The sequence below is a fragment of the Chitinophaga sp. genome, from assembly GCF_039596455.1.
Lineage (GTDB): Bacteria > Bacteroidota > Bacteroidia > Chitinophagales > Chitinophagaceae > Chitinophaga.
Genome location: NZ_JBCNJR010000003.1, coordinates 115,675 through 138,858, shown reverse-complemented (window position 1 = coordinate 138,858; position 23,184 = coordinate 115,675). Strand labels below are relative to the sequence as shown.

Sequence of the window (23,184 nt, the reverse complement as noted above, 5' to 3'; positions counted from 1 at the left end):
TGCGGGCAACATTCCTGCGCGGGCGCCCTTGCTTCCGGCCGCGTCAGCCTCAATTATCCGCAAACTCCCAGGCGCTGCGGTAGGCGTTCTGCTGCTCCGCGTAGCTGATAAAATCTGCGTAAAAGGGCAACTGGGAGAGGGTAGCGCTATCCCCGATCACCACCAGCTTTTTGCGGGCGCGGGTCATGGCCACGTTCATGCGGCGCACGTCTGACAGGAAGCCGATCTTGCTGTCAGGGTTGCTGCGGGTCATGCTGATGTATACCACGTCCCGCTCCTGGCCCTGGAAGCTGTCTATGGTGTTGATGGATATTTTATGGCGGTAGGGCTGCAGCGCGGCGGCATGCTCCAGTTGTTCGTTGAGGAGCGCCAGCTGCTGCCGGTAGGGGGATATGATGGCAATGTTGGGGAAGTTATCCGCCTGGTAATGTGGTTGCAGCTCTTCTACCAGCTGCAGCAGGTGTTTGAAGAGGAAAGCCGCTTCTTCCGGGTTGGTGGTGCTGGTGCCGTCTGTGGTTTCATCAAAGCCGCAGCCGGCGGTGTCTACAAAGGCCAGCGGCGTATCTCCGGGGTGCAGCAGGTGGCCTGCTACGGAGGCATGAGCGGTGAGCCTGCTTCCGTAAAACACGGCGGCAGAGTAGCCCATGATCATTTCGTGCATGCGGTACTGTTCTTCCAGCAGTGACACCGCCTGGGGGTAGAGGCCTGCCATTTTTTCCAGCAGGGTGGTGCTGAGGCCGTTGCGGGCGGCTTCGGCAGACTTCACAGTAGGAGAGAGCTGGCAGTGGTCTCCGGCCAGCACCACCTTTTCCGCTTTCAGCACCGGTATCCAGCAGGCGGGCTCCAGCGCCTGGCCCGCTTCGTCTATCACTACGGTCTTGTAGCGGAGGTTGCGTACCGTGTAATGGTTGGCGCCCACCAGGGTGGCAGTGATCACCTGCGCTTTGCCCATGAGGTCTTCCGTGATGTACTGCTCCGTGCTTTCTACGCTCTTCATAATATTGCGCGCTTCGTCAAACAGGGCCTTGCGCTGGTCACGCTCCGCCTTGCCGAAGTTGCGTTTGTATTTATGGGCCATGTCACGGAACTCCGAGGCCTGTTTTTTAAGGCGCCTGATGTCTTTCATAGACGGGTGGCCGCTTATTTTGGCATCCAGTGTGAGGGCCATCAGCCGCTCGCTGACGCGGGCAGGGTTGCCTACCCGCAATACGTTGAGGCCTTCATCGGCCAGTTTTTCACTCAGCAGGTCAACCGCCGCATTGCTGGGCGCTACTACCAGCACCTGTTTTTCCTCTCGCACCAGGGCTTTGATGGCCTGTACCAGGGTAGTGGTTTTGCCGGTGCCCGGCGGGCCGTGTACAATGGCCAGGTCATTAGCGGCCAGTATGCGGTTAACGGCGGCCTGCTGGGAGGGGTTGAGGCCGGGAACGGTTATGGGTGGCAGCGTATCGTTAAAGGTGGGCGCTTTCCCGCCCGTGAGCACCTGCACCAGGTGGCCTTCTTTTTTATCCTGGATGGCCGCCGCCTGCTTGAGAGCGTTCTGCATTTCATCGTAGCTGTTGTCGTCAAACAGCAGGTCTACGCCCAGCTTGCCGTTGCGGCCCCATTCCGGCAGCTCGTCCGTTCTGAGGGTGAGCTTCAGCCGGTTGCCGCTCTGCCAGGTACTCACGCCTTCTACGGCATCTTCTTTGGGGTTGTGGTTGGAAAACAGCATGGCAGATACGCCAAAGCGCAATTGGTGGGGAACGTCCTGGTGGGTGGTGCGCTCCAGCTCCACCGTAAGGTAGTCTCCCCGGCTCATTTCAGTGTCCCTGACGGCTACCGGGTACCAGGTAAGGCCCGCCGCCCGCCGGTCTCCCACGGAGCTGCTGCTGATCAGTTGCTGGTATTGTTTCCGGTCTTCTTCCCGTTCCGTCTTCAACAGGTCAAGGAGTGCTGAAAAATAATTCATCCGGCAAAGGTAGATGAAAATGACGGATGCTGATGCCGGGCCTGCCGGCCGTTTTTTGTAATTTGCGGGATGCAGCACACCATTGCCAGGATCAAATCTGTATACCCGCTTTCGGAAGACCGTCTTCAGCACTTCACTGCCATGCTGGAAGCTGTGGAATTAAAAAAGGGCCACCTCCTGTTCCGGGAAGGCAAAACCTGCCGCGACCTGTATTTTCTTGAAAAAGGCATTGCCCGTGCGTATTGCAGCACGGGAGACAGCAACCTTACCTTCTGGTTCGGCATGGAGGGAGATTTCCTGATGTCTTTCAACGGGTATGTGAACAACAGCGCCGGTTATGAGACCATTGAGCTGCTGGAAGACGCGCTGCTGTACAAGGTGCCCGTTGCGGAGCTGGAGCACCTGTACCAGACAGACCTCCAGTTTGCCAACTGGGGCCGCAAGCTCACGGAAAAAGAGCTGATACAAACCGAAGAGCGGTTCATTTCCCGGCAGTTCAAAACCGCCACGGAGCGCTACAAGGCGCTGATGGAGGAGGCGCCGGAGCTGCTGCGCCGGGTGCAGCTGGGGTATATTGCTTCTTACCTCGGCATTACACAGGTAACCCTCAGCCGCATCAGGGCCGAACTGAAATAATTTTTATCATTTGTAAAATTCCGGAAGCCGGAGAAATGCCACCTTTGCAGTGCAATTAAAAACAGGAGATATGAACTGGATCATATTGATCATTGCAGGTTTGTTCGAAGTAGGCTTCGCATCCTGCCTGGGTAAAATGAAGGAAACTACCGGCAGCACGTCCATCATGTGGGGCGCGGGCTTTTTTATATGTCTTACGGTGAGCATGCTGCTGCTGTACAAGGCGCAGCAAACCCTGCCTATAGGCACCGCTTACGCCGTATGGACGGGCATTGGAGCGGTAGGCACCGTGTTGATGGGCATACTGGTATTTAAGGAGCCGGCTACTTTCTGGCGCCTGTTTTTCATCAGCACGCTGATCTGTTCCATCATTGGCCTGAAATTCGTTTCATCACACTAGGACATAGTACGTGTTATCGCAAAAAGGAAGGTACGGTGTGAGCCGTACCTTTTGTTATTTGTTGCGGTTGTACCCCATATCGTTGACTATTTGGCCTTTTCTTCAATAATGGAGTGAATATTGCCGGCAGGGTCTTCAAACCAGGCTATCAGCGGGCCGCCCTGGCGCATAATGCCCTTTTCATCTGTTTTGATCTCGCCATCGTATTGCAGGAATTTCACGCCGCGGCCGGTCATTTCTTCTACTGTTTTTTCAATATTGTCTACGGGGAAGTTAAGCACCGTATAGGTTGCCGGTGTATGGTTGGGCTTGGGATAGAGCATGATGGTATGCCCTCCTTCCAGTTGCAGCTCCAGCAAAGGCATGGCGGCTTCACTCCCTTCTTTTACGTTGAGCCCCAGTATTTCAGCATAGAATTTTTTGGCCTCTTCGATATTATTAACTGAAAAGCTGGTGAACGCTTTGGTATGTGTAAACATAATGCTGTTATTTACGGGTGAACAATACGGACATGGCACAAATATGCGGCCAATATGCCACCTGGCGGGCGGGCAGATGCGCGAATTTTAGGGGTAGATGTGCCAGTTAATGCAACAAAAAAGGGCTGAAACATGTTCAGCCCTTTCAGGAACAAATGGTGCGGTGGCTATTTTTTATCCCACCAGACCGGTTCGTTGAGGTAAGTAGGTTTGTCCGCGTTGGGATTGGCCTCCTTCACTTTCACCAGATTGTAGTTGATCTCGTAGCTGGCTACTGCAAACCGGCGCGGCCAGTCTGTTGCGTTCGGATATGCTTCCGTAAATACGTGAGAAGGCCGTTTGAAGCCTTTGTACACGCCTGCCGCTTCGTTGTAATTGCCGGAAGCATCTGTGCAGAAGTCCATACGGCGCAGGTCTACCCACAGTTCAGGAGAGTAGGAGAGCGCCAGGTATTTCTGTATCATGATGTGGCTGAGCGTGAGGTTGTTGGCATCTTGCACAACCGAAGTGCTGGCCAGGAAGTTGTCTATTGTTGTGCCCGCAATGCCCAGGTGCGCCATGTGGGCGCGGATGCCTGCTTTGTATGCGGCAAGCGCTTCTCCGGCCTGGCCTTGTTTGAATTTCACTTCGGCTTCAATGAAACGCATTTCCGCATTGGTCAGCAGCAGCCCTTTTGCGCCACGTGCGGTGTACCAGGTGCCGGTAGACTGGATGCGCTGGCCAGCGGTGGGGGCGTAGGGGGTTTTGCGCATTACCACGTATTGGGAGTCAGGGCTGGAGAAGGAGTTGGTGTTTGCGTTGTAGGTATAGCCTAATGGGCCGGTTTTCGGCAGATCGGATGCCATATCTACACCTCTGGAGCGTACCAGGTTGCCGGCTTTGTCCGTACTGTGCGGTATCATCAACGGAATACGCGGGTCTGACATGTTGGCGCCGCCGGTGGGGGCACCGGTGTAGTTGTTGGTCAGGTAATCTACGTACAGTTTAGTTACCCTCGCTGTGGTACCGGTATTGGTATATTGCAGCGCTTCCTTGGCAGCGCTGGGAACGGTAGGCCCCTCATCTACATATTGCATCACGCTGCTTTGCGCTTCTGTTTGCGGCCCCTTAGACACTGCATCCAGCACCGCCTGCGGGTTATATTCAGCTTTTTTGCTGAGATGGTTCAGGTAGCGTGCTTTCAGGCCGTAGGCCAGGCGTATCCAGTTATCAACATTCCCTTTGTTCAGGATGTCTCCTTTGGACAGCGGGGGCGCAATGGGGCCCTGTTGCTTTTGCAGGTCGGCTATGCCTTCATCCAGCAAGGCCAGTATTTTCTCCTGCACATGAGAAGCGTCATCGAATTTGGGTGTCAGTATGTCTTTGTTATCAAACTCATCGTAAGGTAGCATGCCGTAAAAGTCTGCCAGAGTACCAAATCCCCATGCTTTCACAATTTTAGCTGCACCTATGTAGTGCCATGCCTCTACTTTTTCTGCAGCGGCTATCAGTGGCGCCACATTTACGGCGGAGTTAACATACCAGCATTGCCATGGCCAGTTGGCGCTGGATGTGTTGGAATACCAGCGGGTGAGGTTCCAGTTGTTGTTCACCGCATAGGTAACAGCCAACTGCTGTGAAATAAAGGCAGCCCTTGTGCCTGAACTTTCATATGCGTCCGCAAACTGGGCAAGTAATGGCGGAAGGCGCTGTTCTGCCGTTGGAATGGTAGAGTTGGCGCTATTCGGATTTTCATTGATATCTACCCATTTTTTACAGGAGGTAAAAACGGCGGACAAACTAAGCATATATAGTATCTTTTTCATTTCCCTGACTTTTAGAATTTAAGATTTAAACCAATGGCCAAACCGGCAGTAGCAGGTACGCCGCAGTAATCTACGCCCACAGAACCGGAGCCTATTACGCCTGCGCCGGCAGCACTGGTTTCAGGATCCATGCCCGTATAGTTGGTGAACAGCAGCAGGTTAGTGCCGGTGGCGGTAAGGGTGGCGCCCTTCAGCCAGTTGATGCCGCCCAGAGCTGATTTAGGTAATGAATATGCGAGTGACAGGGAACGGAGGCGGAGCCAGTTCACTTTCTCAATGAAGAAGGGGGCATGAGACAAGTAGATATCCCGATAGTACTTTTCTGTAGCCTTCACTGTTTTGGTAACGGGCTCGTATTGCTTGGTAGCCGGGTTCAAAGACATTCCGGTAAAGGTGATGTCTTCATTCCGGTTCTCCGTTCTTTTACTAAGGCCATAAGCCACCAGCAGGTATTCTGTACCATTGTACACGTCACCGCCAAGGCGGAAGTCAAACAGGAAAGACAGGTTGAAGTTCTTGTAATTGAAACTGTTGTTCAAGCCGCCGATCATATCCGGTTCACGATTGCCCACCAGTGATGTGGCGTTGGTGCTGGTGAGAGGGTAGCCGGTATTCCAGTCAAGCAGCAGGTTGCCGCTCTCATCTGTCTGCCATTTGGTACCGCTCAGGCCCATGAAGTAACCGTTGTCAAAAGAAGCGGCTTTGGCATTGCCTACCTGCACGTCTGTTACATACAGAATAGGCAGCGCGCCGGGCAGCGCTTTCACGCGGCCTTTGTTATGGGAAAGGTTCAGCGTCACGTCCCAGTTAAAATCTTTCCTTTTGACAGGATTGGCATTGATAGACACTTCTATGCCGCGGTTCTCTATCTCGCCGGTATTCACAAAGCTGAGAATATAGGCAGTGGCGTTACTTACACGAGGTTGAAGTATCTGATCCCGGCTATTGTTAATATAGTATGCTACATCAAGGCCCAACCTGCCGTCCAGAAACCGCAGTTCCGTACCAAATTCTGTAGAGGTAGTTGTTTCCGGCTTGAGGTCAGCGTTACCGCGTGCCCAGTAGTTACGGAAGCCACCGCCAATTGTAAGTTCAGGGCCGAAGAGATAAGTGGCCGTCTGGTATGCCGGGGCATCTTTACCCACCTGCGCCCAGGATGCACGAACTTTACCGAAGGAAAGAATGCTGCTTTTCGGCAGCAGCTCTGTAAACACAAAACTGCCGCTCACAGAAGGGTAGAAGAATGACTGGTTCTGCGGAGGCAAAGTGGAAGAAATATCGTTACGGCCTGTTACGTTGAGATAGAGGAAGTTTTTATAAGAAACCCTCAAATCCCCATAAAAGCCCGCCAGGCGCCTGCGTGTCAGGTTTTCGGACAGGTACTGGTTTTCTTTTGCAGCGTTGTTGATACTCACAAAGTTGGGTATCACAAAGTTTTCTGCCCTGATGGAGTTGGACTTCAGCCAGGTATCTTCCGTGGAATTACCAAGCAGCAGTCCTAAATCCCAATCTCCCGCAGTCTTGTGGAAGTTCAGCATCAGGTTGGAGTTTACGTAGTTATAAGTACGGTCTGTTTCAGACAGCATACCATTCTGCCAGGCCGCTTTTACACCGGAGCCCGGTGCTGTGAGGCTGGTGTATTGCGTGGTGTAATTATCCACCCCCAGCCGGTAGGTCACATCAAACCAGTCGGTGATTCTGGCAGTGGTGTATACGGTGCCAATGAAACGCGTATTCCGGTCAGTTTGCGGGTTCCTGTATACCAGCCAGTACGGATTATCGATATCATCCACCAGGTCTGGGTTCAATATCAGCCTGCGCTTCGTGCCGTCCGGGTTCAGGTAGTTCTTCATATCATCGTTCCTGGGCCAGGCAATGATACTCTCCATATAACCGCTGCCGCTTGAGCCCCATAAGCCACTGCCGGTGAGGGTTTTTTGTGACTCGTTGCGCGCGTAGGAAGCAGTTAACCCAAAGGTGAAAATACCCAGCTTCTGCTCCCCGTTGAAACGTACGGTGCTACGCGTAAAGTCAGTAGTAGGCACAATCCCCGTTTGTATCAGGTTAGAGCCGGAAAGGAAGAAGTTGCCGGTTTTGGAGCCGCCTGAAACGGTGAAGCTGTTGTCAAACGCATGCGCTCTTTCAAAGAAATCGCCCATGTTATCGTAGATGGCTTCGCCGGGCGCAAATTTATCCCCCCAGGAGCGGGTGGTGTTGGCAATATAGCTGCCATTATAATAAGAACCCTGTTTATAGATCCCCTGCTGCTTGGGCAGCTTGTTCACCCAATTGTTGATGTAACGGGAAGTAACGGAACCCGTAACGCTGCCAATCGCCCCTTTCTTGGTGGTGATCACAATAGCGCCCGCAGCGGCCCGCAGGCCATACAGTGCGGCGGCGGCGGGGCCTTTCAGCACGGAAATGGACTCAATGTCTTCCGGGTTGAGGTCCATGGCGCGGTTGCTGTTGGTGGTGGAGAGGTTAACGCTGCCGTCAAAGGCGCTGTTGTCTCCCTGGCCGGTAGAGTTGTCCATCGGCATACCGTCAATTACGAACAGGGGCTGGTTGTCCCGCTCCAGCGAAGTACCGCCGCGGATGATGATGGAGGCCGAAGAGCCGGGCGCGCCGCCGGAGTTGGTCACATTCACCCCGGCTATTTTACCGTTGAGGGAATTGACGATGTTGGCATCCTTGTTTTTGAGCAGCTCCTCAGACTTGATGTCTTGCACCGAGTACCCAAGGCCCTTCCTTTCTTTTTTGATGCCCATGGCGGTTACCACTACCTCGCCCAGCGAGCTGGCGGAGGTTTTCATGGTGATGTTCACCGGGCCGTCTCCCGGTGTTACTTCCTGGGTTTCATAACCCACGAAGGAAAATACCAGGGCCTCGCCCGCGGCTACCTGGATGCTGAAATTGCCTTTAATGTCTGTTTGGGTGTTGCGGGTAGTGTTCTTCACTCTTACCGTTACACCAGGCATAGGGCCGCCTTCGTCTGACAGCACCGTGCCGGTAACAGCTTTCTGCTGTGCCAGCAGCGCAGCAGGCAGCATCAGCATCACTAACGCATAGACCGCTAATAACCGGAGAGTTCTTCTCATTGTTCTGAATTTTAGATTTTGAATTGAAAAATATTTGGCTGATCTGTTACAATTGCGCGTATCCGTGCCTGTACGGCAAGAAATATCCTTACATCGTTACTGATATTGACTGGCACGCGGTATGGGATGGATACCTTTCATGATTCCCGGATGATTTAAATTTTGCTGAAAAGTCCCAATAGAAAAAATGCTTCCTCCCGCGTGCAAGTGCCTTGCCCGGGCAGATTAAAATTTGCTAACCATTTGCGTTTTTAACGGGTAAATACATCACCCCGAATTAGATTTAAGATTTTGCTACTGTTGTTTACTTTGAGGGCACAAATACATCGCCCCGAAATAGATTTTAAGATTTTGCTACACGTTTACTTATCCAGGCAAAAGCACAACCCTGGCGGATAGATTTATATATTTTGCTGACCATCGACGTAATTCAATCACAATATAATAGTCCTTGAGAGGATAATGCACTCCGAAGGCGGTTTTTTTTGCACTTTTTGTGCATATCTTATCTTGGTTGGGCAGGAGAGTGCAGGATGGGGTTTATGGTGAAATCGGTTATTTTGGTGACGGACCATAATCAGTTCCACGTCTGCTTCCTATGTTTATTTTCCGCTACTGTATATTGACGGGCCTGCTTGCGGCGCTATGCCTCCATGCCGCCGGGCAGTCCCTTTCTTCGCTGGGCCCCGGTTTTGCCCATCCGCCTGATTCCGTGAAACCCTCCATTTACTGGTACTGGATGAGTGATAATATCTCGGACAGCGGCGTGGTGAAAGACCTGGAGGCCATGGCCGCCGTCGGCATCGGCCGCGCTTTCATCGGCAACATCGGGATGAATGCCGCGGAAACGCCGTACGGGAATGTGAAAATGTTCAGCCAGGACTGGTGGCGCATCACCCGGCTGGCCATCCGCACGGCAGGCAGGCTGGGCATAGACATCGGCCTGTTCAACAGTCCCGGCTGGAGCCAATCCGGCGGCCCCTGGGTACAGCCGCAGCAGGCCATGCGTTACCTGGCGCCGGTGGTGCAGCGGGTAAAAGGGCCGCAGCAGTTCAATAGCCGTTTACAGCTCCCCGTGCCGCATTTCCAGGATGTGGCCGTGCTGGCCGTACCGGCGGAGGAAAATCAGTCCGTAAAAGAGATCAGGGCGGATGCCACTATTCCTGACATCGGCCATATGACAGACGGAGATACCGCCAGCGTTGCGTTCTTCCCGGCCGGTACCAAAGCGGCTACGCTTGACCTCAGCGCCCCCGGCGCCGTCACCATCCGCAGCCTCGTGCTGTACCCTGCGCCGGCGCCTTTTTCAGCCAGCTGTGAATTGCAGGTGCTGGAAAACGGCCGGTACCGCAGCGTCAGGCAGTTCAGCGTAGACCGCAGCAACCCCCAGAAAGCAGTAGGTTTCATGCCTTACGGGCCTGTGGCCATTTCCTTCCCGGCAGTGAAGGGCCATGCCTTCAGGCTGGTATTTACCGGTGTGCGGGGCAAAATGGGTTTCGCGGAAATTACGCTGGGCGCCGCGCCCAGGGTAGAGCGCTACATAGAAAAACAACTCGCCAAAATGTTCCAGACGCCCTTGCCGCTATGGAACGAATACCAGTGGGCGCCCTCCCCGGAACCCGATGCCGCCGTAACCGCACCCGCAAAGGTGGTAGACCTCAGCCGCCGGTTGCAGCCGGATGGCAGCCTGCAATGGAACGTGCCGCCGGGTGAGTGGGACATCATCCGCTTCGGCATGGCGCCTACCGGCGTTAACAACTCACCCGCCGTACCCGAAGGCACGGGCCCGGAGGTGGACAAAATGAACAAACAGGCGCTGGCCGCTCACTTCAACGCTTTTGTGGGCAAAATTCAGCAGAGCATGCCCGCGGCGGAGCGCAGCGCTTTAAAATACGTAGTGGCAGACAGTTATGAAACCGGCTCCCAGAACTGGACAGACGGCATGGCCGCAGACTTCCGGAAAAAATACGGGTATGACCCGCTGCCATGGCTGCCCGTTTTAACCGGGCACATCATTGGCAGCGCAGACCAAAGCGACCGTTTCCTCTGGGACCTGCGGCGCATGGTGGCAGACCGGGTGGCATATGATTATGTAGGCGGTTTGCGGGAGCTGAGCCACCGGAACGGCCTGCGGGTGTGGCTGGAAAATTACGGCCACTGGGGCTTCCCCGGTGAGTTTTTGCAATACGGCGGCCAGTCTGACGAAGTAGGCGGGGAGTTCTGGAACGAAGGAGACCTGGGCAGCATCGAGAACAAGGCCGCCTCATCCGCCGCGCATATCTATGGCAAAAGAAAAGTATCCGCAGAATCTTTCACCGCCGGCGGCCGCGCTTACCAGCGTTACCCTGCGCTGCTCAAAAAGCGCGGTGACTGGTCTTTTACCGAAGGCGTGAACCACACGCTGCTGCATGTATACATCCAGCAACCTTATGAAGAAAGGAGCCCCGGCGTCAACGCCGGCTTCGGCACGGAGTTTAACCGGAAGAACACCTGGTTCTATTTGGGAAAAGCTTTTGTAGACTACATCCGCCGCTGCAACTTTTTGCTGCAGCAAGGGCTGCCGGTCAATGATGTGGCTTATTTCATTGGAGAAGACGCACCCAAAATGACCGGCGTGCGTGACCCCGCGTTGCCGCCGGGCTACGGGTTTGATTACATCAACGCGGAGGTGATACAAACCAGGCTGCAGGTACAGAACGGCCGCTTCACCTTGCCGGACGGCATGCAGTACCGCCTGCTGGTATTACCCAAGCTGACCACCATGCGGCCGGAGTTGCTCAGGCGTTTGCAGGCGCTGGTAGCTGCCGGAGGCATTGTGTTGGGCCCAGCGCCGGAACGCTCGCCCAGTTTGCAGAACTATCCGGCTGCAGACAGGGAAGTGAAGCAACTGGCAAAAACGTTGTGGGGGAAAGTAGACGGGCAGCGCGTAAAATGGGCGCGTTATGGCAAAGGCATCATAGCCTCCGGCATGAGCGTGCAGGAAGTAATGGCGCTTATTAAATTGCGGCCGGACTTTGAAGCGCCCGCCGCCGTACCGGTGTTGTACACCCACCGCAGCACACCCGCAGAAGAAATATATTTCGTTACCAACCAGCAAGACAGCAGTATTTCATTCAGCGCCCAATTCCGGGTGAGTGGCCGCCAGCCGGAGTGGTGGGATGCAGTTACCGGCCAGCACCGGCCGCTGCCTGTCTATACCGCCGGGCAGCAGGGTACCACCGTACCGTTGCAACTGGAGCCGTTCCAGAGCGGGTTTGTGGTGTTCAGAGAAGTTTCCGCGGCAAAGATGCCTGCAGGAAAAGCCGCTAACACCGTGCGCTCCAATTTCCCGCAGCCCGATGTGCTGCAAACCATACAAGGCCCCTGGAAGGTGCAATTCGGCAGCCAGGAGTACATGTGGGCGAGTTTGCGGGACTGGAGTAAAGATACCGCCGTGCAAAACTTCTCCGGTACCGCCATTTACACCGTCACGTTCAACGCCGCAACACTGCCAGCCGGCGCCCGGCTGTACCTGCACCTGGGCGCCGTGAAGGTAATTGCCGGCGTAAAAGTGAACGGCCGGGAAGCAGGCACGGCATGGACGGCCCCCTGGCAGGTAGACGTTACAGAGCTGGTACGCCCCGGCGCCAACACCATCGAAATTGCCGTGGCCAACACCTGGGTGAACCGGCTGATAGGAGACAGCAAGCTGCCTGCCCATGAACGCACCACCTGGACCAATGTAAACCCTTACAAACCCGCCAGCACTTATGAAGCCTCGGGACTGCTGGGGCCTGTAACCTTGCAGGCCGTGAGCTATTAAAACATCAGCATGAGAACCATCATCATTATATTATGCACCCTGTGCTGCCTGCATGCGCAGGCGCAGTTACCGCCCATCTTCAACCGGTCTGCGGAAACCACCACCATCACCCGTCAATATCTTTCACCCGTGCGCATTCTTTGGCAGGCCGGGCGCATCACGCAGCCTGAAAACCTGCTGAAGCCCGGCAATGGCCAGGCAGACCTTGTAGGCAAAAATGTTTCCGCCTTCCGGCCAGACGGCAGCACCCAGGCTTCCATCCTGCTTGATTTTGGTACAGAGCTCCATGGCGGCCTGCAACTCGTTACCGGCATGTGGCCCGGCAATCAGCCCGTGAAGCTGCGCATCCGTTTTGGGGAATCTGCCAGTGAGGCCATGAGCGATATTGATACCCTCCAAGGCGCCACCAACGATCACGCCATGCGGGATATGACGGTGGCCGTACCATGGCTGGGCAAGCTGGAAATAGGCAATACCGGTTTCCGTTTTGTACGCATAGACGTGGCAGATAATGCTCCCCTGCTGCTGCTGAAAGAAGCGCGCGCCATTTTCAGCTACCGCAATATTCCGTACCTCGGCTCTTTCCGTTGCAGCGATACCGTGCTCAACAAGATCTGGCTGACCGGCGCCTACACCGTACATCTGAACATGCAGGAATATTTATGGGACGGCATCAAGCGTGACAGGCTGGTGTGGGTAGGAGACCTGCACCCTGAAACCTCCGCCATCAGCGCCGTGTTCGGGTACAATGAAGTAGTGCCCCGCAGTCTTGACCTGGTGCGCAACATTACGCCGCTGCCCGGCTGGATGAATGGCATCAGCACCTATTCCATGTGGTGGGTCATCATTCACCGTGACTGGTACCGCCACCATGGCAACCTGCGTTACCTGCGGGAACAGAAGGCTTACCTGTTGCCGCTGCTAAAGCACATTGCCAGCTACATAGATGAAAATAACAGCGAAAAGCTGGACGGCCACCGCTTCCTTGACTGGCCTTCCAGCGAAAACCCTGAAGGTGTGCACGCCGGCCTGCAAGCCATGATGATATGGAGCCTCCAGGCCGGAGCAGAGTTGTGCCGCGTATTGCAGGAGCCCGCTGCCGCCGCCTCTTGTGACAGTGCCGTAAACCGCCTGCGCCGCCATGTGCCCGATCCTAATCACAGCAAACAGGCCGCCGCATTGATGGCTTTGTCTGGCCTGGCAAGGCCGGGGGAGATGGATTCATCCATTATTTCCGTGAACGGCGCTGAAAACTTCTCCACCTTTTACGGCTACTATATGCTGCAGGCCATGGCCCGCGCCGGCAATTACCAAGGCGCCATGGATGCCATCCGCAGCTATTGGGGCGCTATGCTCAACCTGGGCGCCACCACTTTCTGGGAAGACTTTAACCTGCAGTGGGTACCCGGCGCCGGGCGTATAGACGAGCTGCCCCGGCCCGGTGAAAAAGACATTCATGCAGACTACGGCGCCTATTGTTACAAGGGCTTGCGCCACAGCCTGTGCCATGGCTGGGCTGCCGGCCCCACGCCCTGGCTGACGGAACATGTGCTGGGCATACAGGTGGCCGCACCCGGCTGCCGCAAGATCAGGATCAGGCCCCACCTGGGAGACCTGCAATTTGCCGAAGGCACGTTTCCCACCCCTTATGGGCTGGTAAAAGTGCGGCATGAAAAAAATACCGCCGGCCAGGTGAAAACTTCCGTGAATGCTCCCCGCGGTGTTACCATCATCCGCTGACAAACAAATTTGCGGATGTTTAGTAATCAGTTCTGTTTCAATATCTTGCTCCCTGTTATGCAAACAGGTTTGTGACAATTTTTTTGTCAATCTGACCGTTGAAATAAAAAAAGACTTTCCTTTGCCGTTCACCCTGTGCATATGAAAATAGCGTCATAGTACAGAAGCCGGGTAATTTTTATGGACCACGAAGAAATTCAGGAACTCATTCTCAAGGAGCATTACGGTATTCTCTTGCCGGAGGAGCAGGAGAAGCTGGATGCCCTGCTGGCCACCAGTGAGGAGGCACGCAGGCTGCGGGAAGAGGTGCGGAAGGCGGTGCCGAAAGAAGAAGCGCTGGAGGCCATGGGGAATTTTGACGAGGCCCGCAGTTACGAACTTATTCAGCATGAGGCTGCAATTATACGGCAGCGGAAGCGCCGCAACCTGTTCACCGGAGTTACAGCTGTGCTGCTGCTGGCAGCCGGTGCTACCTGGTTCCTGCTTTCTCCCCGCAATGCAGCAGATCCCGGAATGGCGGCCCCAGATGGCGGTGCGGCCGGTGTAACCCTGAAGCTGGCCAACGGTAAAAGAATTGCGCTGAATGACAGCGGCCGGCAAACCATTCATCTTGACAATGCCACCCTTACCGCCAACAACCGGCAGCTGGAATACAATGGCGGGGCAGACGGCGGCAGCGGCTGGAACACGCTGACGGTACCGCCCCGGCTAGACTTCCAGGTGAAGCTGGCAGACGGTACGGTGGTGTGGCTGAATAGTATTTCAGAGATCAAATTTCCTTTCCATTTTAATGATGCAAAGCGCGAGGTGTACATAAAAGGCGAAGCTTATTTCAAGGTAGCGCCGGATGCAGGAAAGCCTTTTATTGTGCACACCAGTAACACCCATATTACCGTGCTCGGCACTGAGTTTAACGTGAATGCGTATAACCAGGGCATTATCACTACTTCACTGGTAAACGGCAAGGTGGCCGTGGCCGCAGAGGAGCGGCAGGTGGAGCTGAAGCCCGGTACAGAGGCCGTGGTACGGGGTGAGGAGCAGATAAAGGTGCAGCCTTTTGATAACGACCTCATCACGTGGCGGCGCGGCGTATATTATTTTGAAGAAAGCCCCATGCGGGAAATTGCCGCCATGGTGGAGCGGTGGTACGATGTGAAGGTGGTGATGGACAATGCGGATGTGGCAGGGCGGAAATTCCGGCTGAAGCTTTACCGCAACCGGCCTGTGCAGGAGGTAATAGATGTTTTGAATGAGACCGGGCAGGTGGAAATGTATTGGGAAAACAACGTATTGCACTGTAAATAAAAGCTCAACAGGGCTCTTTTCCCCTGATAGTTCTATAAGTACATTTAGCACATAAAAATACACCGGGCCTTTCCAGGCCTGGTATTTTTTTGTAAAAACGCCTCAAAAACAGGGTGAAGTAAACCAACTTTATTTTTCAGGTATTTTTCCACAATTGGCTGTATCTATTTGTGGTGGCTGTTTTCGGAGGATTGCTTGGAGAAGTGTACCCTGTATGGGCGGCCTTATGTTAACGTTAGCTTAACAAAAAGTGAATAATGAAATTAACATATTGCAGTCGTATTTAACAATGAAATGTTAATTCATCATTGTTGTAGAAAACGGAACCATTAGACTCGTTTCTCTCGCAAGTAGCCCTGACAAAAATTCCAAAACGATCCCTGAGTTTTATTATCGGATTTACTTCATCCGTTCGTCCCCGTTCATCAATTTAACTAAAATCTAACCTCGTCATCAGGGTATGGAAGATGTACTTATTTTAGAAGGACTGGCCAAAAGAAAGGAAGAAGCCTACAGCGAAGTTTACCGGAAGTACGCGAAACTGTTATTTGCGAGGGCTTACCAGATACTGCAAGACAGGCTGGAGGCCGAAGAAATGGTGCAGGACTTTTTTGTGAACCATGTGTTGCGTTTCAGCAAATGGGAGCAGGTTACACAGCTCAAGTATTACCTGCAAAAAGGCATTCATAACCTATGCATTATTCATCTGAACAAACAGAAGCGCCTCCGGCGGTACCAAACACAGTTTTTTATGGATGAACATGCCGCGTTCCCCAACTCCGGGGAGCCGGTCACTTACCAGCCCGCTATTGAAGGATATGAGAAGTCCCTTCGTGACAAAATCCTTTCCACCCTCAGCGACCAGCAGCAAACCGCCATGCGGCTGGCTTATGTCGAAAAACACTGTTACAACGATATTGCATCCATCATGAACGTTAGCAAGAATACGGTAAAGACGCATCTGCGCCTTGCCAGGAAGAACATTGAGAAGTATGAGGCTTATTTTCAAAGTCTTCTCCAAGTGGCTTTGGTGGTAATGTTTATTAAGTTTTAGCGTGCTAATTGTACTGAACAAACATTTGAAAATTCAAAAGAATTCCCGTCTTTTTAGAGCTTTTTTTAGAAAACAGCAAATTCTTTTGAAAATGTATGATAGTCTTTCACCCCGGTAGACTATGTAATTCATCTAAGACTTAGTAAATAATTTTCAGAACTAGCAAACACCTTTTCGATGAAGTCTCTCTACCGCATGGCTTCCCTCCCAGGGAAATGGCTTTTTATTGCACTTATGGCATTCACCATACAGGTACATGCCGCTGCCAACCAGGACAGTGCTGCGCTGGTTACCCTCAAGGTGAGCAATGCTCCCATTGAGGATGTTTTTCTCCGGATAGAGGCTCAGACCGGTTTTTCATTCACTTACTCTACGCAGTTGATTGACAAGAAGGAGAAGGTGTCCGTGGATTTCAAGCGGGAGCAGCTGGGGGACGTGCTGCGGGAGTTGCTGGGGAAGCGGAACTTGCGGTGGGTGATCAGGGGGGCTGGGATTGTGATTTTGCAGGATAGCAAGCCAGCCTCTCAAATTGAGAGATTTTCTGCAACCGATAGCATACCTCATGGGGGTACCATAAAAGGCACGGTGACGGTTGAAGAGGGTTATCCATTGCCTGGTGCAACAGTTGTTATTAAAGGAACAAAGAAAGGCACAACAACCAATAGTCAAGGTGGATTTATTTTATCAGATGTCCCGAAAATGTCTTTAGTATATGTTAGCTACACAGGATATGAACCGCAGGAATTTAGAATAAATGGGTCTGAAACATTGATTGTGAAATTAAGAAGGGCTGTTGGTGCTTTGGAGGAACAGGTGGTAATTGCGTATGGAACGGTAAGCCGAAGATTACTAACTGGAAGTATTGGACGGGTCACATCGAAAGAGATAGAAACACAGCCAATAAGTAATCCATTGGCAGCTATTCAAGGACGAGTGACGGGTATACAGATTGCTCAGACCAGCGGATTACCAGGAAGCAGGTTTAATGTTCAAATTAGAGGTAGAAATAGTATTGATCAGGGAAATGAGCCATTTTATATTATTGATGGTGTTCCCTATGTATCGAATACTCTGGTGCAAAGCGGTGGAACGATTATTGCCGGTGGAAGCCCCTTAAATTACTTTTCACCAGGTGATATAGAGAGTATTGAAGTGCTAAGAGATGCAGATGCTTTGGCAATTTATGGAAGCCGGGGAGCTAATGGAGCTATCTTAATTACTACTAAGAAGGGAAAGAATGGAAAAACAAAAGTTGATTTGAATCTGTATCAAGGATTTGGGCAGATTGGAAGAAAATTGAATTTGCTTAATACCAGACAGTATCTGGATATGCGATATGAAGCCTTGTATAATGATGGGGTTTTGTTAACACCGGGCACCTCTGGTGTCAATGATTTGACTAAGTGGGATACAACGAGATATACAGATTGGCAAAATGAATTAATTGGAGGCACATCAAGATTAACAAATGCTAGAGTTTCCACATCAGGAGGTACAACAAACACTCAATTCCTATTTGGCGCGGGCTACTATCGTGAAACAACAGTTTTCCCGGGGGCTTTTTCTGATCAAAAGTACTCGCTGCATTTCAGTATAAATCACAAATCGAATAATGATAAATTTACCGCTGCATTTACCGGTAATTATGTTATAGATAATAATAATTTAATTCGTGCTGATTTAACAAATATGGCCATAAGCCTTCCTCCTGTTGCGCCAAATGCCTATAATCAAGACGGGTCATTAAATTGGCAAAATAATACTTGGGTCAATCCTTTTTCAGAAATAAAAAAGAAGTACAACGGAAGTGCATACAATACAATATTTAATTCAACTGTTGGCTATAAAATACTTCCTAGTCTTACTTTAAAATCAAGTTTTGGATATACTAGAACTTCATTAGACGAAACTAATACTATACCTATTTCATCATTGAACCCATTTGGGACAATAAAAACCGGGTCTACTGATTTTTCCAATGCTTCAATTAGGACTTGGATCATAGAACCACAAGCCGAATACAGTGTGGGGATTGGAAAAGGTAAACTTACTGCGCTAGTAGGTTCAACTATTCAGCAGAATGTTCGAGAAAACACGAACATTTCGGCTACCGGATATACTAATGACTCACAGTTAAAAGACATTAAGTCTGCACAAAGCATTTTCATTGCAAACTCTGACTATAGTAAATACCGATATTTAGCAATTTTTGGTAGGGTAAATTATATCTTAAATAGTAGGTACTTACTTAACATTACAGGTCGTAGAGACGGTTCAAGCAGATTTGGCCCAGGTAGGCAATTTGCAAATTTTGGTGCAGTTGGCATAGGGTGGTTGTTTTCAAACGAAGACTTTGTTAAAAAAAATCTTTCTGTTCTGAACTTTGGGAAACTCAGGATGAGCTATGGAACAACTGGAAATGATTTGATTTCTGATTATGGTTTTTGGGATTTATGGATATCTAGAACTAGAATGTACTTGGGTGATAAAGGGTTGTACTCAAACAGATTGTTTAATCCAGACTATGCTTGGGAAATAAACAAAAAGATGGAGGCGGCGATTGAGCTTGGTTTTTTCAAAGAGCATCTTTTCTTCTCTTTAAATTATTACAGAAACAGATCGGGGAATCAACTAGTAAACTATCCGTTGCCCAACATTACGGGATTTAATGGAGTGACATCAAACTTGCCAGCCGTCGTGCAAAATACAGGTGTTGAAGTAGAAGTTAAAAGCATCAACGTTGCTAATAAGAATTTTTCATGGAAGACTTCTTTGAACCTAACTGTTCCCAGAAATAAATTAGTTCGATTCCCGAATTTTGAAAATACAAGTTACGCCAATCAATTTGTACTTGGTGAGCCGTTATCAATTCAGCGTGTCTATTTGTACAGAACGGTAAATCCGTCAACGGGAGTTTATGAGTTTGTTGATATAAAAGGGAACCCGACTTCAAACCCATCGTTTTCAACTGATCGGATATCATTGGTTAATCCTTCAAAGGAGTTGTACGGAGGTTTACATAATAGTATAGACTATAAAACGTGGAGCCTTGAATTTCTGTTTCAGTTTGTTAAACAGGTTGGAAATAACTATAATCTCACTACAACTGGTTATGCGCCCGGTATGATGTCCAATCAACCAGTAATTGTGCTAGATAGATGGACGAAAGATGGAGATATTCGATCATTTCAAAAATTTACCCAAAGAACCTCATCGCCGGCATATATTGCATGGTCCAGGAGTATTGCTAACGGGAGCAATAAATATTCAAATCCTTCGTACTTAAAATTAAGCAATCTCGCAATTTCATATGGTTTTTCAGATAGACTAAACAAAAAAATAGGCCTACAAATGTTTAAAGTTTATGTACAAGCTCAAAATTTATTTACCGTTACGAAGTATCAAGGTCTGGATCCGGAGACGTTAAATAACGGCTTGCCACCGCTTAAGGTTATTGTTGCAGGTATTCAAGTTACGCTATAAATTGTTAGAAATGAAGAATTTATTTTGCTTAATGGTTCGTTATGCCGTCTTTTTTTTATTAATTTTTCAAGTTGGATGCAGAAAGTTTTTGGAAATAGAAGCACCTCCTAACAGTGTTTTTTCTAGCTCAGTATTTAGTAACGATGCCCTTGCTACTTCAGCGGTTCTAGCGGTTTACAATGGAATGATTGAATCCAGTAGCGCTAGGTTTGCAAGTGGTTCCGGTAGTATTTCTTTATTATGCGGCCTTTCTTCAGATGAACTTCAGAATTTTTCAATAGATATTTCTCAAAGAGAATTTTATACAAATTCGTTACAAGCTAATAATGGATCGTCGTATTTATTATGGGTTAATTTGTATAAATATATTTATGATGCGAATGCAATTTTAGAGGGACTGAATGAGTCCAAGCAGCTTTCTCTACCTGTAAAAAAGCAACTTGAAGGTGAAGCCAAATTTATCCGGGGACTTTGTCTCTTCTATCTAGTAAACTTATATGGCGATGTGCCAATAGTTCTTTCGACTGATTACAAGGTTAATAGTACTGCCGGTAAACGAAGTGCAGGAGAGGTTTATAGACAAATTGTTTTGGATTTGTCAGATGCTAAAGAAGGGTTGGATGGCAATTACCTTGATGCTGCAAATGTCAAGACAACTGAAAGGGTACGGCCAACTAAGTATGTCGCAAGTGCTTTGCTGGCACGTATATACTTATATATAAAAGATTATGCAAATGCGGAGAAAGAGGCTGATCTTGTCATAAATCAAACATCTATGTTTTCCCTATTGGAACTAAATGAAGTTTTTCTAAAGAACAGTAAGGAAGTAATTTGGTCGCTGCAGCCAGTTATTCCTCAGTATAATAGTTATGATGGATTGACATTTATACTTGTTTCTGTTCCGTCCAACGTGTCGTTAAGTGATCATCAAGTGAATGTCTTTGAACCAGGAGATAGGAGAAAGATTAGTTGGATAGGTAGCGTCACTTCAGCTGGACAAACTTATTATTTCCCATTTAAGTATAAGGTACGTTTTTTACCAACAGCGGCGACGCCACCTACAGAGTATCATGTAGTAATGCGCTTGGCAGAGCAATATCTTATTCGGGCGGAGGCAAAAATTAATCTAGGTAGGATCAACGAAGGAGTTTCTGATTTGAATATCCTGCGCAATAGGGCTAGAGCAACCCCAACAACAACAGTACCTAATCCCCTGCCTTTGTTATCAGAAAGTTTATCAAAGGAGGAAGCATTGACAGCTCTCGAGTATGAAAGGACTGCCGAATTGTTTACGGAATGGGGACATAGATGGTTTGACTTAAAACGTTCTGGAAAGGCTGATGTAATAATGCCTGCAATTACTCATCTGAAAGGAGGGGAATGGAAGCCTGAATACAAATTGTATCCTATTCCACAGACTGAGATTGATAGAAATCCTAATTTACAACCACAAAATCCCGGCTATAATTAAAATTTTTGTTTAATAGTACCGAATTTGATAACAGCTGGGATAAAATATTAGACAGGTGGCGTATGTTGTCCATACTTTTTTTCAAAGATACAGTCTGTTTCGCTGTGGGTCGAAACAAAACCCTTGGCAAGCGAATGCTATATTCTTCGTAGAAGAAAATGATGCGATCATCGGGCGTTCGACTGTTACAAATGCATTGGGGCTATAGAGCTAGGCAAAAGCGACCTTTGCATATGTATTTATTTGTGATAGTTCCGATTTGATCTAACAGTCGGGTTAAAAATATTTAGGCAGCTGGCGGTATATCGTCCAGCTGTTTTTCTTTTGCTAAAGATAAGGTTTCCTCAAAAGTCTGGAAAGGTGTTCTGCCGAAACAGTATTTTCCGGTGTGTGTCCGCTTATGATTGTAGTCATAAAGCCAGGAGTTCAAGGTCTGCCTGCATTTCTTCAAGCGTATTGTAGATTTTCTTCCGGAATGCAATGGCAAAGAACTCGTCCTGAACAGTCCGGTTAAACCGTTCGCAAATACCATTGTTTGGGGGCTTCTCGCCTTGGTTCTGCTATGGTCAATGTCCTCCAGAGCCAGATAGAGCTGGTATTCATGGTACTCCCGGGCGCCGCAGTATTCTGTTCCCCGGTCGGTCAAAACCCGCAATAGGCGAATACCATATTCTTCGTAGAAGGGTACTACACGGTCATTGAGCATATCGGCTGCTACAAGGGCATTTTTGCGGTCATACAGCTTGGCAAAAACAACCTTGGTATAGGTATCTATAAAAGTTTGCTGGTAGATCCGGCCGACTCCTTTGATAGTCCCTACGTAATAGGTGTCTTGCGCTCCCAGGTAACCTGGATGATGCGTTTCGATCTCTCCGTGCGCTGTTTTCTCCTCTTTGGCTCGTTCCAGGGCAATAACCTGGGCCTCGGTTAGCACCAGGCCTTCCTTGCCGGCCTTGGTTTCCAAGGCCTTCAGACGCTTTTTAAAGGTCTCCAGATTGTGCCGTAACCAGACACATCGTACACCTGCTGGTGAAATAAAAACACCCTGCTTGCGAAGTTCATTACTAGCCCGGAGCTGGCCATAAGCAGGATTGTCTGTAGCCATTGCGATAACGGCGTTCTCAATTTGAGACTCAATTCGGTTCTTTAAAAGGGGCTTCTTTCGGCTGATTTCCTGCAAGGCGGCTTCGCCTCCTTCATCAAACAGTTCTTTGTACCTGTAAAAGCTATCCCGGCTATAACCGAATATTTTGCACGCCTGGGATACGTTTCCTAATTCTTCGGCTAATCTGAGTAAGCCTACCTTGTTTTTGATTAACTTAGCTGCTACATTCATGTCTGGCAGTTTTAAAGGGTTGATTGAAAGTGTGGTTACTTAAAATTAACCCTAACTGTCAGATTAAATCGTAGCTATTTCAATTTATTGAAATTTGCCAATAGATATTACTCCTCCTTTGATAGTCCTAACGTAGCAGGCAATCTGATGATGGGTCTCAATTACTCCGTGCATTGTTTTTTCTTTCTAGACTCATTTCAGGACGATAGCCAGGCCTTAGCAGTGCCGAATCTTCCCTACTCCCGACTTGGTTTTCAATGCTTTCAGCCGCATTTTAAAGTATACAGGTCGCGTCGCAACTAGACAGATCCTACACCACAGTTGAAATGAAAAAGCCTTGTTTGAAAAATTAGATGTTAATCCGAGGCGGGCTAAAGGTAAGATTGTCTATTGCTATTGTAACAACGCCAGTTACAATTTAAAGCCCGATCCAAATCTTTAGAAGGGCTTTTCTCAGCAGATTTATAGAACACTGGTATCCGAACAGCCTCGAATTTAAGTCAATTTTTTTTGAGGATTTGTTGAATATCGTTCGGATTCATTACTGTGCTTTATGTTTCTCTGCTATTATATGATGTTATCAAAAGGAATTGTAGTTAGGAATTTTTTATCACTGCGTGTTAA

At 49.7% G+C, this 23,184-nt stretch carries 13 protein-coding genes; 8 read left to right on the top strand and 5 right to left on the bottom strand.

The window, feature by feature from the left end; all coding sequences use genetic code 11:
- Positions 1–49 precede the first annotated feature (49 nt).
- The gene (locus ABDW36_RS13435) at positions 50–1,951 is read right to left on the bottom strand and encodes an AAA domain-containing protein (protein ID WP_343702423.1); all 1,902 of its coding nucleotides are present in this window, start codon (positions 1,949–1,951) and stop codon (positions 50–52) included.
- A 69-nt stretch (positions 1,952–2,020) separates the two neighbouring features.
- Here ABDW36_RS13435 and ABDW36_RS13430 point away from each other — a divergent pair, with 69 nt between their 5' ends.
- A complete protein-coding gene (locus ABDW36_RS13430) occupies positions 2,021–2,587 on the top strand; it encodes a Crp/Fnr family transcriptional regulator (protein WP_343702422.1) in 567 nt (188 codons plus the stop codon).
- Between the two features lie 70 nt (positions 2,588–2,657).
- Complete coding sequence (locus ABDW36_RS13425; protein ID WP_343702421.1) at positions 2,658–2,987, top strand: multidrug efflux SMR transporter; 330 nt, start codon at positions 2,658–2,660, stop codon at positions 2,985–2,987.
- A gap of 86 nt (positions 2,988–3,073) precedes the next feature.
- Here ABDW36_RS13425 and ABDW36_RS13420 read toward each other — a convergent pair whose 3' ends face one another.
- The 3 genes from ABDW36_RS13420 to ABDW36_RS13410 all read right to left on the bottom strand — a co-directional run bounded on the left by ABDW36_RS13420 (position 3,074) and on the right by ABDW36_RS13410 (position 8,369).
- Positions 3,074–3,466, bottom strand: coding sequence for a VOC family protein (locus ABDW36_RS13420; protein WP_343702420.1), 393 nt, complete (start codon positions 3,464–3,466; stop codon positions 3,074–3,076).
- A gap of 167 nt (positions 3,467–3,633) precedes the next feature.
- Positions 3,634–5,253, bottom strand: a complete 1,620-nt coding sequence (locus tag ABDW36_RS13415) for a SusD/RagB family nutrient-binding outer membrane lipoprotein (RefSeq protein ID WP_343702419.1) — start codon at positions 5,251–5,253, stop codon at positions 3,634–3,636.
- Positions 5,254–5,282: 29 nt separating this feature from the next.
- Positions 5,283–8,369 (bottom strand): SusC/RagA family TonB-linked outer membrane protein, encoded by a 3,087-nt coding sequence (locus ABDW36_RS13410; protein WP_343702418.1) that lies wholly within the window; start codon positions 8,367–8,369, stop codon positions 5,283–5,285.
- 622 nt (positions 8,370–8,991) lie between these two features.
- Here ABDW36_RS13410 and ABDW36_RS13405 point away from each other — a divergent pair.
- The 6 genes from ABDW36_RS13405 to ABDW36_RS13380 all read left to right on the top strand — a co-directional run bounded on the left by ABDW36_RS13405 (position 8,992) and on the right by ABDW36_RS13380 (position 21,224).
- Entirely contained in the window at positions 8,992–12,171 is a 3,180-nt protein-coding gene (locus tag ABDW36_RS13405) for a glycosyl hydrolase (protein WP_343702417.1), read from the top strand.
- A 9-nt stretch (positions 12,172–12,180) separates the two neighbouring features.
- Positions 12,181–13,911: an alpha-L-rhamnosidase C-terminal domain-containing protein gene (locus tag ABDW36_RS13400; protein WP_343702416.1), complete on the top strand. Its 1,731-nt coding sequence runs from the start codon at positions 12,181–12,183 to the stop codon at positions 13,909–13,911.
- Positions 13,912–14,091: 180 nt separating this feature from the next.
- Positions 14,092–15,216: a FecR domain-containing protein gene (locus ABDW36_RS13395; RefSeq protein ID WP_343702415.1), complete on the top strand. Its 1,125-nt coding sequence runs from the start codon at positions 14,092–14,094 to the stop codon at positions 15,214–15,216.
- A 460-nt stretch (positions 15,217–15,676) separates the two neighbouring features.
- Positions 15,677–16,270 carry a sigma-70 family RNA polymerase sigma factor gene (locus ABDW36_RS13390; protein ID WP_343702414.1) on the top strand — a complete coding sequence of 198 codons (594 nt, stop codon included), beginning with the start codon at positions 15,677–15,679 and terminating at the stop codon, positions 16,268–16,270.
- 177 nt (positions 16,271–16,447) lie between these two features.
- Positions 16,448–19,753, top strand: coding sequence for a SusC/RagA family TonB-linked outer membrane protein (locus tag ABDW36_RS13385; protein ID WP_343702413.1), 3,306 nt, complete (start codon positions 16,448–16,450; stop codon positions 19,751–19,753).
- A gap of 10 nt (positions 19,754–19,763) precedes the next feature.
- A complete protein-coding gene (locus ABDW36_RS13380) occupies positions 19,764–21,224 on the top strand; it encodes a RagB/SusD family nutrient uptake outer membrane protein (protein ID WP_343702412.1) in 1,461 nt (486 codons plus the stop codon).
- Positions 21,225–21,510: 286 nt separating this feature from the next.
- Here ABDW36_RS13380 and ABDW36_RS13375 read toward each other — a convergent pair whose 3' ends face one another.
- Positions 21,511–22,560 (bottom strand): IS481 family transposase, encoded by a 1,050-nt coding sequence (locus ABDW36_RS13375; RefSeq protein ID WP_343702411.1) that lies wholly within the window; start codon positions 22,558–22,560, stop codon positions 21,511–21,513.
- Positions 22,561–23,184: the final 624 nt, after the last annotated feature.

What these genes read in the sequence shown, in the direction of transcription:
- ABDW36_RS13435 (WP_343702423.1), bottom strand. Translation starts at nt 1,951, where the DNA reads ATGAATTATTTTTCAGCACTCCTTGACCTGTTGAAGACGGAACGGGAA.
- ABDW36_RS13430 (WP_343702422.1), top strand. Translation starts at nt 2,021, where the DNA reads ATGCAGCACACCATTGCCAGGATCAAATCTGTATACCCGCTTTCGGAA.
- ABDW36_RS13425 (WP_343702421.1), top strand. Translation starts at nt 2,658, where the DNA reads ATGAACTGGATCATATTGATCATTGCAGGTTTGTTCGAAGTAGGCTTC.
- ABDW36_RS13420 (WP_343702420.1), bottom strand. Translation starts at nt 3,466, where the DNA reads ATGTTTACACATACCAAAGCGTTCACCAGCTTTTCAGTTAATAATATC.
- ABDW36_RS13415 (WP_343702419.1), bottom strand. Translation starts at nt 5,253, where the DNA reads ATGCTTAGTTTGTCCGCCGTTTTTACCTCCTGTAAAAAATGGGTAGAT.
- ABDW36_RS13410 (WP_343702418.1), bottom strand. Translation starts at nt 8,369, where the DNA reads ATGAGAAGAACTCTCCGGTTATTAGCGGTCTATGCGTTAGTGATGCTG.
- ABDW36_RS13400 (WP_343702416.1), top strand. Translation starts at nt 12,181, where the DNA reads ATGAGAACCATCATCATTATATTATGCACCCTGTGCTGCCTGCATGCG.
- ABDW36_RS13395 (WP_343702415.1), top strand. Translation starts at nt 14,092, where the DNA reads ATGGACCACGAAGAAATTCAGGAACTCATTCTCAAGGAGCATTACGGT.
- ABDW36_RS13390 (WP_343702414.1), top strand. Translation starts at nt 15,677, where the DNA reads ATGGAAGATGTACTTATTTTAGAAGGACTGGCCAAAAGAAAGGAAGAA.
- ABDW36_RS13385 (WP_343702413.1), top strand. Translation starts at nt 16,448, where the DNA reads ATGAAGTCTCTCTACCGCATGGCTTCCCTCCCAGGGAAATGGCTTTTT.
- ABDW36_RS13380 (WP_343702412.1), top strand. Translation starts at nt 19,764, where the DNA reads ATGAAGAATTTATTTTGCTTAATGGTTCGTTATGCCGTCTTTTTTTTA.
- ABDW36_RS13375 (WP_343702411.1), bottom strand. Translation starts at nt 22,560, where the DNA reads ATGAATGTAGCAGCTAAGTTAATCAAAAACAAGGTAGGCTTACTCAGA.